The sequence below is a fragment of the Pseudomonas sp. 9AZ genome (assembly GCF_902506525.1).
Classification (GTDB): Bacteria; Pseudomonadota; Gammaproteobacteria; order Pseudomonadales; family Pseudomonadaceae; genus Aquipseudomonas; species Aquipseudomonas peli.
This window is the reverse complement of record NZ_LR733840.1, coordinates 3,717,945-3,732,769: the sequence shown is the minus strand read 5'-3', so window position 1 is coordinate 3,732,769 and position 14,825 is coordinate 3,717,945. Positions and strand designations below refer to the sequence as shown.

The 14,825-nt window shown below is 51.5% G+C and carries 13 protein-coding genes; all 13 read left to right on the top strand.

Going from position 1 to position 14,825, the window contains the following annotated elements; all coding sequences use genetic code 11:
* Window positions 1-610 precede the first annotated feature (610 nt).
* The 13 genes from ALTER154_RS17375 (at window position 611) to ALTER154_RS17315 (ending at window position 14,809) form a co-directional block, all read left to right on the top strand.
* Window positions 611-1,120 (top strand): hypothetical protein, encoded by a 510-nt coding sequence (locus ALTER154_RS17375; protein WP_160088910.1) that lies wholly within the window; start codon window positions 611-613, stop codon window positions 1,118-1,120.
* A complete protein-coding gene (locus ALTER154_RS17370; RefSeq protein WP_160088908.1) occupies window positions 1,120-2,220 on the top strand; it encodes an SH3 domain-containing protein in 1,101 nt (366 codons plus the stop codon). Before ALTER154_RS17375 ends, ALTER154_RS17370 begins: the two co-directional genes overlap by 1 nt.
* A 13-nt stretch (window positions 2,221-2,233) precedes the next feature.
* A complete protein-coding gene (locus ALTER154_RS17365) occupies window positions 2,234-2,710 on the top strand; it encodes a hypothetical protein (protein ID WP_160088906.1) in 477 nt (158 codons plus the stop codon).
* Between the two features lie 74 nt (window positions 2,711-2,784).
* The gene (locus ALTER154_RS17360; protein ID WP_160088889.1) at window positions 2,785-3,894 is read left to right on the top strand and encodes a hypothetical protein; all 1,110 of its coding nucleotides are present in this window, start codon (window positions 2,785-2,787) and stop codon (window positions 3,892-3,894) included.
* A 1,396-nt stretch (window positions 3,895-5,290) separates the two neighbouring features.
* Window positions 5,291-6,055 (top strand): GAF domain-containing protein, encoded by a 765-nt coding sequence (locus ALTER154_RS17355; protein ID WP_160088887.1) that lies wholly within the window; start codon window positions 5,291-5,293, stop codon window positions 6,053-6,055.
* Between the two features lie 10 nt (window positions 6,056-6,065).
* Window positions 6,066-6,845, top strand: a complete 780-nt coding sequence (locus ALTER154_RS17350; protein ID WP_160088885.1) for a S8 family serine peptidase — start codon at window positions 6,066-6,068, stop codon at window positions 6,843-6,845.
* Window positions 6,846-6,907: 62 nt separating this feature from the next.
* Window positions 6,908-7,174, top strand: a complete 267-nt coding sequence (locus ALTER154_RS17345) for a hypothetical protein (protein WP_160088883.1) — start codon at window positions 6,908-6,910, stop codon at window positions 7,172-7,174.
* A gap of 69 nt (window positions 7,175-7,243) precedes the next feature.
* Window positions 7,244-7,528, top strand: coding sequence for a hypothetical protein (locus tag ALTER154_RS17340; protein ID WP_160088881.1), 285 nt, complete (start codon window positions 7,244-7,246; stop codon window positions 7,526-7,528).
* Window positions 7,529-7,666: 138 nt separating this feature from the next.
* Window positions 7,667-8,035, top strand: coding sequence for a hypothetical protein (locus ALTER154_RS17335; protein ID WP_160088879.1), 369 nt, complete (start codon window positions 7,667-7,669; stop codon window positions 8,033-8,035).
* A 209-nt stretch (window positions 8,036-8,244) separates the two neighbouring features.
* Window positions 8,245-8,493, top strand: coding sequence for a hypothetical protein (locus ALTER154_RS17330; RefSeq protein WP_160088877.1), 249 nt, complete (start codon window positions 8,245-8,247; stop codon window positions 8,491-8,493).
* A gap of 291 nt (window positions 8,494-8,784) precedes the next feature.
* On the top strand, window positions 8,785-11,898 hold the full coding sequence (locus ALTER154_RS17325) for an ATP-binding cassette domain-containing protein (protein WP_160088875.1): 3,114 nt from the start codon (window positions 8,785-8,787) through the stop codon (window positions 11,896-11,898).
* Window positions 11,898-14,225: a TRAFs-binding domain-containing protein gene (locus ALTER154_RS17320; protein WP_160088873.1), complete on the top strand. Its 2,328-nt coding sequence runs from the start codon at window positions 11,898-11,900 to the stop codon at window positions 14,223-14,225. Before ALTER154_RS17325 ends, ALTER154_RS17320 begins: the two co-directional genes overlap by 1 nt.
* Window positions 14,222-14,809: an HD domain-containing protein gene (locus ALTER154_RS17315; RefSeq protein ID WP_160088871.1), complete on the top strand. Its 588-nt coding sequence runs from the start codon at window positions 14,222-14,224 to the stop codon at window positions 14,807-14,809. Before ALTER154_RS17320 ends, ALTER154_RS17315 begins: the two co-directional genes overlap by 4 nt.
* The last annotated feature ends 16 nt before the right edge of the window (window positions 14,810-14,825 follow it).

The following is a 14,825-nucleotide window of genomic DNA, read 5'->3' as shown; positions in this document are numbered from 1 at the left end:
CAGCTACCTTAATTGTATTTGGAGCGGCTAGTGCTTATGCGGGTGGATATTATATATTTCACTGTAACAAGAATCACACTATGCAAGATACTTACTATTCAGCAAAAAGCTGTCTTGCTGCCCTGCATGAGCACAATAGTGCCTATCATGGAGGTAAGTATCAGGGACCTGGTGGCTGTCGATGGGTGAAATAAAGTCGATATCATCGGGGCTATGAGGTAGTCTGCGTATCCGACTGACTGCAATTTCTATCGGGCTTATATTTTGCTGCTGCAACCCAGCAGCAACTACTCTATGAATTGCAGGCGCACCTAATCTTCTAGTTGCCAGCAAATATTTGCGTATTATCTACTGGTTCGAGAGGGCGGGCGGCGCTGTCAACTTTGTAGCGTTCTTCGCCGGCATTCGTAAGTGCGCCTGCACATGACTGCGCTGATTAAGTGCTCGGATAAATGTAAGTACAGTGACCTGCGTTTTTAGGAAGATCTTATAACCAATTTGAACTATCGGTGGTGCTTTGTCGGCTAGTTACTATTTGCCTTAGAGCACCTATTATTCCTCCAGCCTCCCTGAGCAGAGGCGACCCGTTGGTGCGAGGCAGAGGTGGGCTATGCAATATCCCTATCTTGAAATTAAAGGACGATGCTCTGCCTTACCGCTAGGGCGTTTAGCAAGAGCCAGTGCCGCGGTATTGCTGGCTGGCTGGGTGGGCAGTGGTTTTGCCTGCGGCCTTCCTGAGGAAATTCATGCGCCAGAGCGAACAGTGCTTTGTTCGCCGATTTCAGGGTCTGAACTTGAACGACTATTTGGCAAGCCTGCCCGTCAGGATGGTGATTGGCGCTACTTCTCTATCTCGGGAATGCGCTACGACCTGAGTGTGCGGATGCAGCATGGTAGTGTTCGCACGGTTATCTACAACCCTCGTCCGGTCAGGCTTGCTCAAGCCAGTTTTCCTACATTGCGCGGCCAATTGTTACGGCCAGACTACACTGGTGAACCCCATGCATTGGGGCGTTATCTACGGGCAGATTTCGAGCATTTCCAACTGCGTTTTCGTAATAACTCCCGCGTAAGCCTGGATCGCATTGTCGCTAACTTCCCAGTGCAGGTGCCGCACTGATGCGTGCCGTGCGGATATGGGTAAGCCTGCTGTGGGTGGCGGCTTTCTGCTGTCAGTGGGATGTGGCGGAGGGTGTCACGCCATTGTATGGAACGGCATATAGCTTCCATGTCGCCAACCAGGACGCCACTTCGGCCATTCGTGTCGAGAATGCTCAGGGGAGGGAAGTGGCCCGTTATGAGCAGCCGCGCTGCCAGAGTTGTGACGATGCTGATGATCCCGAATGCGGGCGGGTCGGCAGCTTCAGTATTCAGCTCAATCAGAGTCCCGAAAAACCACTGCTCGGTACCCTCTGTTTTACCGGGGCGCACTCCCAGGTGCTCTATATCTACTCGCCGCTGGACGACGCCGAGCAACCGGTGGCGACCTTTTTTGCCGATTTTGTGCTTGATCTGCGTGTCGATCCTTATGGCCTGACGGTCGTCACCGATCGGGTCGAGGGACCTGGTCAGGTGAGCAAGATCGAGCAGCGTTGGCCTGAGTCGGCCTCTGCCTTCAGTGCGCCGGCTGTCGAGCGTATTTCCAGTGAGCCTACTGTAAAGGGGCCGGTGCTGGGAGCTCTCCGGCATTCCCTTCTTGGGCATGACAGTAAAGGCCTATATCGCTTTCTCGCACCGCGTATTGCTACGTATCAGGGCTGGTTGACTCGTGATCAGTTGATTGCGCGCTGGGGACTGACGCAACCGCCTGAGTCAATGAAGTCGGAGTTCTGGCCAGCCGTTTATGCATTGCTCAATCAGCCTGTGGCGGTAACTGGCGTGTCTGAAAGGCGCGCGGTATGGCCCTGGTATAGCGCCCTGGCCCTTGAGCGCCCTGCGTTGGCAATTGGCTGGCACTTTGCGGCTGGCCCAACTGTGCTGCGCGCCGGCCCAAGCCAGGCAGCCCCGCGGCTTGAACAAGTCGAGCACCTCGCACTGCGTCAGTTGGATGACGTGGCAAACACTGTCAGTCGCCTGGATGGCTGGTACTTGGTCGAGTCGCCGGAGGGTGTGCGTGGATATGTCAGCAGCGATCAGGCTCCGCCGCTCTTTGAGCGTGTAGTGGTGGCTGAACGTGATCGAGAGGGCTGGTTATTGACCGGCTTGTATCTGGATGAGTGAAGGGGAGAGGAAAATGGCTATCCCATTTATTGTCGGACCTACCCTGCGTGAGCTGCTGGATATATTCAACCGCTGTTTGAATCAGGTTGAGCGAGTTCAGGTCAATGAGTCTCCGCAGATTCACGTACTTAACCTCAGCGATCGCGATGTCTTGAGTGCTGCCCGATTTACGTTCGGGCGGCCTCTGGGCTTCGAGTGGCGGGTACGGCGCAGCGATGTGCTTGAGGTACTGGCGAAGGAGGGAGAAGGCCAGTTTGCCTCTTTGTCCATTCAGGCTCGGCCGGATAGCGTCGAAGAGGTTCAGTTCATGCCTTATTCCGGGGTCGATGGGGACCACGGTTACAGTTCCTCGCGTGGCGACAAACTCTACTTCAGGGTGTTGGCTCAACATTTGCCAACTGCCAAGGTCGTATTGCAGCGCATTGTGGAGGAGCCGGGCAGCGCCTGGTTCGCCGAATTGCCGAGCCTGTGGGAGGACTGCCGTCGATGATCTCTTTGAGTCGCTTGGCGTACATGGTTCGACTGGATATCTTCACCATCGATCCCTCTTGCAAGGGGGCTTAGTTGAGTAAATACAACTCCGCATGGATGTTGATCGTGCTACTCGTATGCTGTGAGTCAATACTGGCCGATGAGCAGAACTATCTGCAGGCCGCACTTCCGAACGGAACGGTTCGGTGGCAACTGCATATCGAAACGGAACCGGTGCGCCTGCAGCTAATCAGCCAGGCCGATACGCCTTTGCTTGAATACGACCTGCAAGAATGTGCCGCAACGAAACCGATGCAGCGCGAGCTGATTCTTGTACCTGCGGCTAATGGGCCACTGGTTTTAGTCGATTGTCGTGGACGCATCCACCAGACGCTGTCGCTCTATTCCACTGGGCAGGCCGAACCGATTGCCCAATACAGCGCTACTGCACCGATCAACTATCGGGTCGAGCCAGGCGCGATAAGTATCGAGGCGCTTGAGGCAGCAATACGCTGGCCGGCAGGTGAGTCCTCGCCAGTGTCGCCTTTGCAGCACATGTGGGTGAGGTCGGATACGGCACTGAGATTTGGTCCGAACATCGACTCGCCTCTGTTGGCCTTGCTCAATAATCCGGTGCAGCTGCTTGCAGCGCCGGCGGCCACATTGCCAGACGGCTGGCTGTTGGTGAAAAGCGATGCCGGTTTGCTCGGGTATGTGCGCGAGGAGTCATTGGTGCGCGAAGGTCAGGCAGAGATTGCGGGCCTGGACTGGTATTTCAGTGAAGAACCTGCCTTGGTAGAGTTTCTCGCCCAGGCCTTGGCCATGGACATTAGCGCGCTAGCTCAGGTGCGCGCACCTGCCGCTGGAGCATGGATAGCCAGTGTGAATTTAGACGGTGACGGACCAGCAGAATTGCTTGCGATCCCCAATCACAGCTGCAGTAACGTCGCCTGCGAGTTGCTTGTCTTAAGGAACGGTTCGGCGGGTTATCAGCTATTGGGGCAGATTCAAACATTTGGCCAGCCTCGCCTAAGCGGTAAGTGGCGTAGTGGCTGGCGTAGCTTGGTACGCTACGAACTGGGTGAGGGCCCGACCTGCTGTGCTCCCCGTATTGCTTTGGAGTTTGCCCCGGATAATCAAGGCAACTGGCGTGATCATGGCCCGGCCATACATTCGTTCGGACACGAGTGGAAGATGCCGTGAGGGTTGTGCCGATGGTGCTGCTTTGCTGCTCTTCGGTGATGGTGGCGATTGCTGCTCTGGCTCCGGATACACAGAAGCTAACCGACCTAGAGGTCATGGTCGACTTCGCACGGCAGCATAGGGAAGTTGCCGCGCGACTTCGATTCATTGATGTCGAAAAGTCTGTGATTGCCTGGACGGAAGGCTGCGAGGCTCATTTCAGTCGGCCTACCGTGATGCATTTTCCCGACTGGGCTGGACCGCAGCCTCGGCTGAAATACGATAGATCCAACTGCGAACTGGAGCCCTAAATGAGTGTGCTTGCTGAACAATGGGCAGTCGCTAGTTGTGGCTGGTGTCGGAGTTGGAGTCAATGACGCTCATGCGGCCACCAGCATTGCCAGCGCCAACGGAGCGTGAACAGGTTCGTAGCTACTCTCCTGCGCTGATCTCTGGGGGGCTCTACCGCCGGGAGGTCATCGGCTGTTTCCCTCGATCAGTGCGACAAGCTATGCGTGATTGGTCCGACGCCATGAGCGTCGCGCTGTCCGAGAGCAATGCAGCTGGTGTTCACCTCGACGGTTTGTGGATCGCACGCCAGTGGCTAGATGAGGCTGTTCTAGAGCGCTGGTGCAGCCCGCTGGGTGCGAAGTTGTTCTTGGAACTCTATTGGCGAGGATTTTTCGGGGACTCGCCAGATGCGAAGGGCCCCAGCCCGTTCTTGTTGGCATACGCGAATCTTAATTGCACATGGGCGCAGCACCTAGAGTTGATAAGCCGGATTGATGAGGTTTACGAGGCCGATTATCGAGCCTTGATAAGAGAACCCGGGAGGGTTCGTCTCCAGCGTATTTCCTGGCAAATGCTTGAAGATATCTTTGCAGAGAACGCAATGCCGCAAGGGGATTCTCAACTGCAGGTGGGAGGCATAGTTGTTCAGCGCCACACCCGCCGGTGTGATGTGGGGCGAAAGTCACGGTTTACACACACCTACTCATGGTCGGATGGTGAGGGCGTAGTGTATGAGCGAAAAGCTATTTACTGGCCCTAGACCATGCTTCCGGCTGCCGGTAGTCAGTCATGGTTGGACTTAGGCTCAGCTATTCAAGATGAACTCAGATCCAGTCACTCACTCAGTGGGTGAAGTGCTGGTGCTGCTCTAAGCGTTACATAGCATCAGCGTGCCTGCCGGCGCCTAAGCAGGCTCTAGAGGCTGCGGATTGCCTGCGTATAGACGTTTGGCCAGAGGGGGTTACCAAGGCTTAAAAAATACGAACCTGCGCTTAAATATCAATTGCTTCGCGCGAAACGACAACGGCCTTTAGCTACTCTCCAATCTGATCAACATTAGAATGCCGACCCCCGGTTTAGTCGCTTACCATCAGCTGATCAAAATTGTTAATCAGAGGACGAGACCATGAATCTTCAAGAGCAACTCAAAACCTTGAGCGATCAAATATCATCCGCTGGGCGAGCTCTTGAGGCTATTGCTCAACGGCTTACACCTGAGCAGCATAGCAACGCCCCAGATTTAGGCCCCCTAAGCGCCTACTTGGGCTTAGGGGCTTCAATCAGCGAAGACCGTTTGCTTTCCATGATTTTGAAAAGCGCCATGTATGTGGTTAGCGGCGGCGGGGCAGGCTTAACTCTGCTGGACCCAAGCAGCCACAAACTCGTGTTTCGTGCCGCGATTGGTGATGGTGCCGATGGGATCATCGGTTATGAAGTGCCGCTGCAAGGCTCCCAACATGGACTGGCATTTGCCACCGGAGAAGTTCAAGCCTCGACGCCGCTAAACAAGGATATTGAAGACCAAGTCAACACCCACTTCCGCAATGTCCTGGTTGCTCCGCTATTAGTTGACGATGGCCCTATCGGTACGATCAGTGCCGTCAACAAGCAAAACGGTGAGCACTTTACCGTCGCCGACATTGATGCTTACCGCCACTTTGCTGATCTTGCCGCCCTCGTAGTGCGTCAGCGTCAGCGCGAAGCGGGCCTCTATCAATTGCTACAAGCCCCACAGCAAACCTCCACCGAACTGCCGATCTTGAGTTTCACTGAGCAGGATCGGCAGATCGCCCAGATAATGCGCTCTGTTGTCACGCTATCCAGTCAGCAGCCAGATCTGCTGCCTTTGTGCCAGCAATTGATCAGTCTTGTCGCCAAACGTCAGCTTTGAGGGGCGGCAGATGACCAATACCAATGTATTCCCAATGATTAATCCAGCATTGACGCTCGACTGGCTCAAGGTCAACGCCACTGGGAAAGGCGTTCAGGTTGCCATTATTGACAGTGGCATTGATGCCTTGCATCCGGCACTGCAGGAACGGGTGGTTCGCACCTGTGTGGTCGGCAAAAATGCAGAAGGGGCCATAACGTGCGAAGAAACTCCTGTGGAGGAGTCAATCGACAATTTTGGTCATGGCACCGCTGTAGCAGGCTGCGTGACCGGAGTCGCGCCAGCGGTTGAGATCATTAACATTAAGGTTTTAAATCAATATAACGCCTGTACGGGGGACATCCTTATTGCCGGCCTAGAATGGGCCCTGCAACAGGGTATCCGCCTTATTAACATGAGCCTCGCAACCTCCAAGCAGCAATGGATTCAAGGCCTGTTCCAGCTGGCCGAACAGGCCTACCTGCAGAGCGCGATTATCGTGGCATCTCGGCGCAATGTCGGCGACCTGGGCTGCCCGGCGATGTTTTCGTCGGTGATCAGCGTAGACCGTGAAAGCTATACCGATCGCTTTCAGCTCGGTTATCGCGCCAACAATATGATTGAGTACGATGCTCGCGGTACCGAGATTGAAGTCCTCGCTCCCGGCGGGGGCTATGCGATACAAACCGGCACAAGCTTTGCCACCCCGCACGTCACGGGCATGGTAGCGCTGCTGCTGGAAAAATTCCCAACGATGACTGGGCCTGAAGCCAAGGCCATATTGAAGGCCATGGCACAAGCCAAAAATTAGTTTGGAAATTACAGCTCTGTCCGTCTATAAACTTAACAGCAAGCAATTACGGGGCAACAAGCATGAACAGCAGCAAAAAATCCGTTATCGTCCGTGACCGGCAGGGCATCCTCTATGCCATTCCTGCCGAAAGTTTGAAAGGCTATAGCGTGCCTGACAGCGATTTTGATGCCGCTGCAACATTCTATACGGCCAGCGATGATGATGTTACCGGTCAGGGCATGATGACGGGGGCTCCTGGCTGCGGCGAAATGCCTTGGGATGATATGCCTTGGAGTGAACGTCCAATAAATTCGAGGAGACTGAATAAGCCATCAAATTGCTTGTAGATTTTGTCAGGTTGACGTCAATAAAAAATAGATGAAATTATTATTTAAGCTCCCTAAAGAGGTAAGTCCATGACTAAATTAAGAGTGATTATCGCTAATGGCGACAAGATCTACGCAGTGCCTGTCGAAGTTATTGAACAGCACCCAATCGATAGCGTTCAACTCAAAGCGGCTCAGGCTATTTTCGAAGAAGAGAGTGACGTAACAGGTCAAGGTTATTCCAATGGATATACAACCAATGCTTATGGTGAAGCATGGAAGCTGGAAGGTGGCGAATATAAACGCGCACCTTGGAGAGATGAGTTGCCAAGCAGTGGCGTGCGTCAATTCGGCAACGGCCTCATTGAATATTAATAAGCTAAGGTATTGCTAGGATTTTACTTGGCAGACTTGGTGGTCTTGAAAAATTAAATTTATTAAATTGATAAACTTAAGTCGTTGCAATCGCTTGGGTTTTAATGCGCTCAAGCCAAACTTAGCGAGATGTTTATTATGAGTGATCAGTTTTTTTTAATTCCTAATGGTGATGCGATTTATGCCGTGCCAGTGGAAGAGGCAAAAAAATATAAACTTAACGGGGAGGCTTTAGTTGCAGCCAAGACTGAGTTAATTAATGAAAATAATCTTTTCCTGCAAGATATTGTTAGAGTGATTGCTGATAGTAGTGATGTCACAGGGCAAAATAATTTTGGTGATCAGGCACAAATATTATCCGATATTTTTAGCGGTAAGGCTTCTAGAGACGCTGAGGCTCAACGAAGAGCAAACGATCCATCCACGTCAAGCCTTCGCTGGAATAGTCGTGGGGAGGCGTATGTACGATCCGATGGCGGGTGGGTTAGAGAGCGGGCATACGATTGAAATAATTAGCTCCCGCTATTCCGTGCTGAGGAGTCTATCTAATTGTTCTTGTCTCGCCGCTGAGGTAGAGAGCCTGAGGGTAGCTGTGTTGTAATAAGCTGATGGTTGTTATTTTAGTATTTAACAAGTAGTAAATTTCTGGTTCGTTTATGGAGATATCTAGCATCACGATCAAAAATTAATTTTATCAAGGTTAAACTGGAGTGAGCATGAATAATCAAGTGTTTTTAATTCCTGATGGCGATGCGGTTTATGCAATACCCGTTGATGTCACCCAAGGATATGCCCTTAAGGGTGATGAACTGGCCGCGGCGATAAGTGTACTGAAGGAAGAAGACGATGTAACAGGACAGCGAGATACTTCCAGTGGGTCGATTTTTCCTCCGCAAACAATCTACGACAACAGTCATAAAAAATTACACTTCCCAACGAGAGGCTCTGGCTCTGTTAGGGGTTAACCAAGGGCGTAGTCGGAACATCAATACACGCGTAACCTAACCCTGCTCGTGCGGTTGCGCTTGTGTTGGCTCACCAGATTAGTAAGTTCTAGATTGTTGGAATAGGCAGTATCTCTCCGCCAGTATCAACCACCACCGGCCAGCCTGACCCAAAGCACTATGGTTATTCCGCCGACATTGCGAAATGCGTTGCTTTTGTTTCTAGCCCGACTGCTCGCTGGGTCAATGGAACAATGTGCTTGTAGACATCGGTACCAGATCTGCAATTCAATTTAAAATTAAGGCGCCGTGATGATTCGCTATCCCATTATTATTCTCTGGCTACTCGGTTTATTGGCAATTCCATTGGGGCTTATTCCGTCTCAGGTTATGAACTACCTGACGGGATTACTGCAATCAGGCGCCAGCAGCGAAAACACCAGTATTTTACCCGTTATTTTGTTATTTTTTTTGGCGCTTGTTGGTATGGCGATGATGGATGTGATTCGCTCAATAATTAAGAGTGTCACTATGGAGAGCATTGTTCGCAATCAATCTCTCTTGTTGTTTGAGCATGTATTAAAGGCTGCACCTGAGTTCTTCCGTAAAAATCAGACAGCTAAAATCAGCAATCGTATTGTTAATGACATCCGCTCTACTGAAGCGCTCAAGCTGGATATGAAAATTGGTCTGCCCATTACTCTTTTGGGGTTGCTGTTGTTCGGTTATGTCATGTTTGCTGGACTCGACAGCACTACACCTTTGATTGGCAGTTACCTTCCAGAAGGTTTTAGCCAGCAGGGAAATTGGTTTTTAGGCGCGCTAGTCATTTTAATGTCGCCGTTACAAGCGGTATTTTTACTGTTTGATAAAAAAATTCAGAAAGTTCGCCGAGCAACGTCAGAGGCGGACGATGCGGTAGCTGACATCTCCCTTGAAACCGTAAGCTCAGTGCGTGAGTTTCGGAACAACTTTGCATTTGGCTATGCCATTGGCCGCATGGCTGAAGTATTCGAAAATTTGCGCAAAGTTGAAATTGAGATCACCAAGATTGATGCCTTATTTTCAGGAATTGGGCCGATTATCAATGGATTGGTTAAGGTCACTCTCCTTGCCGTGGGAGCGAGGTTGTGCCTTGGCGATATGACGCTTCCTTTAACCGGTACTACTGTGCCAGGTATTGAATGGAAGGATTACATGGGCTTTGCCGGTATAACCATTATGGTCGACAGTTACGTTAGCCAATTACGTGGTTATTTATTTAGCTGGCGTATGGCGCAGGATGCGTTTCGTCGCATTAATGAGTTTCGACAGGCACAGCCGTTGTTGACTGGTGCAGAAACATCGACGCCTGCATATTTATCTGCACCCACTGTTGACTTTCAACAGATAGACTTTGAAACCGATGATGGCATAAAGATTTTGAATGGTATTACTCATTCAATACAGCCCGGCGAACATGTAGCATTGGTGGGACCTTCTGGCTGCGGTAAATCTACGGTTCTAAATTTGATACTGAGAGAAATCAACCGCACTGCCGGGCAATTGACTCTGAATCAGAAGCGACTCGATGCTATAGATTTTGCCCAACTCACCGCCGATATTGGCTATGTGCAACAGAAGCCGGTATTGCTTAACACTAGTATTCGCAACAATTTGCTGTTGGGTCTCAGGCGTTCTTCAGCACGGATGCTGGAAGACGATATTGCACCGCTGGATATTTCACGTATGCCTGCTGTACATAACCTTGCGGACCTCAATCGAGAGATTCTCATAATGGTCCGCAAGGTCGGGCTTGAGGTGGATCTAATCCGCAAAGGGTTAGATATTCCCGTGCCGGCAAGCCTTAGCCATTTACATGTCATTAACAACCGTATTTCAATCCAGGCACAGCTGACCACTGCGATCCACCAGCAACACCCCGAGCTTTTGCAAACCTTTGATGCCAACGCCTATCTGCCTTCTTGTAGCCTGGTGGAGAATATTGTGTTTGGCCGTCTGCCAGAGGCCGACACCGCTGCCAGCCTGACGGGTAAAACACCGCTGGAACAACTATTACTATTATTGCGGGGCACGCCCGCTTACATCCATTTGCTGCAGCTTGGCCGGCAGATATTCACCCACGATCAAGGCATAGCTGCACGTATTCAACACCAGTCACCGGCACTGTTTGATGTATTGCAATCCAGCAAACTGGCTAACAGTAATGCCGAAGAATTGTCTGCGTCCGTAGCCGGTAGTGGCTGCCCTGATCTCACCCGGCTGAAACCTGCTCTACAGAAAGTTCTGCTGGAAATGGCTCTGATGTGTGCCTCCGACGAGGATATTAGAAATTACCCCGAGTCACAGACTTTTATCGATGCACTTATCAACACACGTGAACTGCTAACCCAATCAACGGGCCTGTCAGAGCTAGGGGTTGTTCAGTTTGATCACCCAGAAGCTTTCCATCATCTATCACTGCGCCAGGTATTGCTGGGCGGCAGTGTCAATGCCTGCATTCGCAATGCCCACGCAGAGGTTGATCGACTGATCATTGCCGAACTGACTACTGCAGGCTGTCTAGACGACCTTATTCTGTTAGGGCTGGAGGCACCGGTTGGCAGCGAGGGGCGCAATTTATCTGGTGGGCAGGCACAAAAGATCGCTATTGCCCGCACTTTGCTCAAGCAACCCTCTATATTGCTGTTGGATGAGGCCACATCAGCGCTGGATGAAAAATCCCAAGGCGATATTATGGCTATTGTTGCCACTGATTACGCCGATAAGACCGTGATTATGGTATCCCACCGACTGGCTACCATTACCGAGTTCACCCGAATTCTGGTTCTGGAGCGTGGGCACATTGTCCAGCAGGGCACCTATGCAGAACTGGTTGCTAGCCCCGGCCTGTTCCAAGCTTTGGTGCAAATTGAAAAAGGCGAAAAAACCGAGTTACAGGTTACAGGTATGTCTGCGCCCGACCTCGAGGTTACAGACACATCTATACTCGTTACTCATCAGCAAATTCAGCACGTGCTAGCCCGCAACCCTTTATTCGCCTGTATGCAGCCAACGGATATTGCCCTGCTGCAGAAGATGTCAACGACCGTCTCAGCCGCCTGCGACAGCCTCATCTTTGAACAGGGAGATGCGGGCGATGAGTTCTTTATTATCGTTGCCGGTGAAGTTGAGTTTTTACTCCAGCGTAGCGGCCAGTCACAGGTCGTCGATAGCTACGGTCCTGGCGGCGCCTTTGGTGAACTGGCTCTGCTAGGCGACGTGCCGAGGACGCTGACAGCCCGTTGCAAAACCGATGCTACGCTATGTGTTATCAACCGTGATTCACTACTGAAACTGTTGGAGATTCGCCCGTCATTGGCAATGGAGCTCCTGAAAGTTACAGCTCGGCAAATTGCCTTGTTACGCGATGGAGCCGTCGGCTGATGAGCAATATACCGCCTCAGTATAAGCCTACTCCCATTGATACCAGCGCTATTTCACTGGACTCAACACTGCAGCCACTGCTGGAAAAGCTCGCCGAAAACACCCATGAAATCTGGGCCAAGCAGCGTATGGACGAAGGCTGGCACTACGGCCCTGAACGCAATGACCGCTTGTGCCAGCACAGTTGTCTGGTGCCCTATAGCGATTTGCCAGAATCTGAAAAAAACTACGACAGGGCCACCTCCCAGGAAACCCTGCGACTTATTATCAAGCTGGGCTATACCCTGCTGCCGCCATCTCGACATACGCTGACTGATTTACATCAACAACAGCTGAACCAACTCGCCAGCACCCTTCAACAACCGACGCAAACTACTGCCGATCTTGTAAAAATATGGCAGCACCGCGAACCGGGCCTGTGGCAGTTGGAGCCCCAGCTCTATGTCCAGTTAGGCAGTTTTTTTCTTAAGCGTGGCGAGCCTTTACTAGCTTACGATGTCTTCAGTGACGGGCGCACAAGCCTGCCCGCCCCGGAGCATTTATCTGACGATCAGCGATTGATATATACCCGTCTTTGCCAGCAACAGGCACTGGCTTTAGCGGAAACGGGGGCGATTCAAGAAGCTTCCATGGCGCTGCAGCAGCTTCTGCAATGCAGCCAGCACCTGTCTCCAGAGACGCTCGGCATACTTGGTCGCACCTATAAGGAAATGGCCCTGGCGCTAAGCGTAAGCCGCGAAGATTCCCAAATTTATATAGCGAAAGCTTACGCAGCCTATTTTCAGGCCTATGAGCAGGCCCTCGCCAGTTCGGATTGGGATTTTGCCTACTACACGGGCATTAATGCCGCCACCGTGGCGCGCATCAGCGGTGACGTCAACCGCGCCCAAGAGTTAGCATCCGCCGTTCTGTCCCTGTGTAATAAACTCTTGGCCAGTATTGGCGCAAATACCGCGCCGTACTGGTTATATGCCACTATCGGTGAAGCAGAATTATTGAGTGGCAGGCCCGTGGCGGCTCAGGCGGCATACGCAAAAGCCGTTCAGCGATGTAAGAATGATCACCGCGCACTGATGAGCATGCGCAAGCAAATTTTGCTGCTTAACCAACATGCCAATATCGCCATCACCGATCTCCTAACAGCACTGCCTTCACCAACGCTGTGCGTGTTCAGCGGCCACCGTATCGATATCGATTTAGATATTGATAACCCGCGTTTTCCTGCAGAAAACGAAATCATCATTCGCCAAAAAATTGATCAATGGCTGGCACAGTTTCATCATGTTATAGCTTACTGCTCTGCGGCCAATGGTAGCGATCTGCTGTTTATCGAGCAGGTACTCGCCCGGGGGGGCGAAGTGAATATTATATTGCCCTTTGAACGTGCGGCATTTGCCCATACCTCGGTACGGCATCCGAGTGATCAAAGTTGGGGCAAGCGTTTTGTGGATGCCTTGCATCAGGCCACCCGAGTTGTCGAACTCACTGAATACAACCCTGCGGTGAGTGACCCTGCATATGCGTTTACCAATCTCTGCATTGCTGGCATGGCCCAGGCGCGGCAGAGCAATACTCGGTACCCTTTGCGGGCACTAACGGTTTGGGATGGTCTAACAGAAGGGGGGCTAGGGGGGACCTACTCAGCAATTTGCCACTGGCGTGCAATGGGGCTTGATATAGACCAAATTCACCCTGGCTCTGGTGTCTGCCAATCGCTGCTTACAACGTCGATCTGCGCCAATAGTGCGCCACCGCAGAAAACTCGCTGTCCACAACAGGGCGTTGATTATTACCAATACCTGCCAATGCTGTTCGCCGATATCAAGGGTTACAGTAAGCTCAACGAACAGCAATTGGTGACTTTTTCTACCGTCTACCTAGATACACTCAAACGTGTCTTTGATGAGTTCCCTGAAGGGGTGCTCAGCCGCCGAACCCAGGGTGATGGCTTATTTTTAGTATTTAGCCAATTATCGACAGCTGTTGCTGTGGCACTGCGTATCAATGCGGTACTGGCTGGAACGGCGTGGGGGAAAGTCGGTTTACCAGCTGACTTACAAATTCGTATTTCTCTGGATGCAGGCCCCTGCTACGCCTACCCTGATCATATTGTGGGGGCCACAGAGTTTTGCGGACACTACGTGATTCGTGCTGCACGCCTTGAACCCGTCACACCGCCCGGCCATATTTTTGCCACTGAGACCTTTGTCGCCCTTTGCTATGCTAACAGCATAAGTTCGGTGCGTTTTGTCTATGCAGGGCAGATTGCTCTGCCCAAGGGCCACGGTATTATTCCAGCTTATCATTTGTTAGAAGAGCTCCGATGAATTTGGCTCTCGCAACTGATTTCGTCACCCGGCAGTTAACGCAAAAACTACCGGCCAATATGATCTATCACAGCGCAGCCCACACCCTCAAAGACGTACTCCCGGCTTGCCTGCGGCTGGCTCAACATTACTCACTGACACAAGAGCAGAATACCTTGCTGGCTACTGCTGCGCTCTTCCATGATCTGGGTTATCTGCAGCAGTACGATAACAACGAAATTATAGGAGCCCAGTGGGCAAGCCAGGTATTACCGGAGATGGGCTACAACTCTGAGCAGATCAAAGCCATCGCCCAGCTGATTCTGGTAACCGCTTTGCCGCAGAGACCAATTAGTCTGTTAGAGCAGATTATTTGTGATGCTGACCTCGATTCGCTATGGCGGCAAGATTTTTTACAGCGAAGTAAGGATCTTTGTCTAGAGCTGAGCTATCACAACCAATACTGCGATAATAAACAATGGTGGCTTTCTCAAATAAAATTTCTGCAAGGGCACCAATATTTCTGTGAAGCTGAAAAACAACGTCGAATTGATGGAAAACAACGAAATATTGATCTCATGCATCAGTTGGTAGCTATTTCCTAGAACCGCTGCGCCTAAA

Excerpts from the sequence above, each read along its gene's own strand:
- ALTER154_RS17355 (WP_160088887.1), top strand. The coding sequence starts at position 5,291 with ATGAATCTTCAAGAGCAACTCAAAACCTTGAGCGATCAAATATCATCC.
- ALTER154_RS17370 (WP_160088908.1), top strand. The coding sequence starts at position 1,120 with ATGCGTGCCGTGCGGATATGGGTAAGCCTGCTGTGGGTGGCGGCTTTC.
- ALTER154_RS17325 (WP_160088875.1), top strand. The coding sequence starts at position 8,785 with ATGATTCGCTATCCCATTATTATTCTCTGGCTACTCGGTTTATTGGCA.
- ALTER154_RS17365 (WP_160088906.1), top strand. The coding sequence starts at position 2,234 with ATGGCTATCCCATTTATTGTCGGACCTACCCTGCGTGAGCTGCTGGAT.
- ALTER154_RS17345 (WP_160088883.1), top strand. The coding sequence starts at position 6,908 with ATGAACAGCAGCAAAAAATCCGTTATCGTCCGTGACCGGCAGGGCATC.
- ALTER154_RS17340 (WP_160088881.1), top strand. The coding sequence starts at position 7,244 with ATGACTAAATTAAGAGTGATTATCGCTAATGGCGACAAGATCTACGCA.
- ALTER154_RS17335 (WP_160088879.1), top strand. The coding sequence starts at position 7,667 with ATGAGTGATCAGTTTTTTTTAATTCCTAATGGTGATGCGATTTATGCC.
- ALTER154_RS17350 (WP_160088885.1), top strand. The coding sequence starts at position 6,066 with ATGACCAATACCAATGTATTCCCAATGATTAATCCAGCATTGACGCTC.
- ALTER154_RS17330 (WP_160088877.1), top strand. The coding sequence starts at position 8,245 with ATGAATAATCAAGTGTTTTTAATTCCTGATGGCGATGCGGTTTATGCA.
- ALTER154_RS17315 (WP_160088871.1), top strand. The coding sequence starts at position 14,222 with ATGAATTTGGCTCTCGCAACTGATTTCGTCACCCGGCAGTTAACGCAA.
- ALTER154_RS17375 (WP_160088910.1), top strand. The coding sequence starts at position 611 with ATGCAATATCCCTATCTTGAAATTAAAGGACGATGCTCTGCCTTACCG.
- ALTER154_RS17320 (WP_160088873.1), top strand. The coding sequence starts at position 11,898 with ATGAGCAATATACCGCCTCAGTATAAGCCTACTCCCATTGATACCAGC.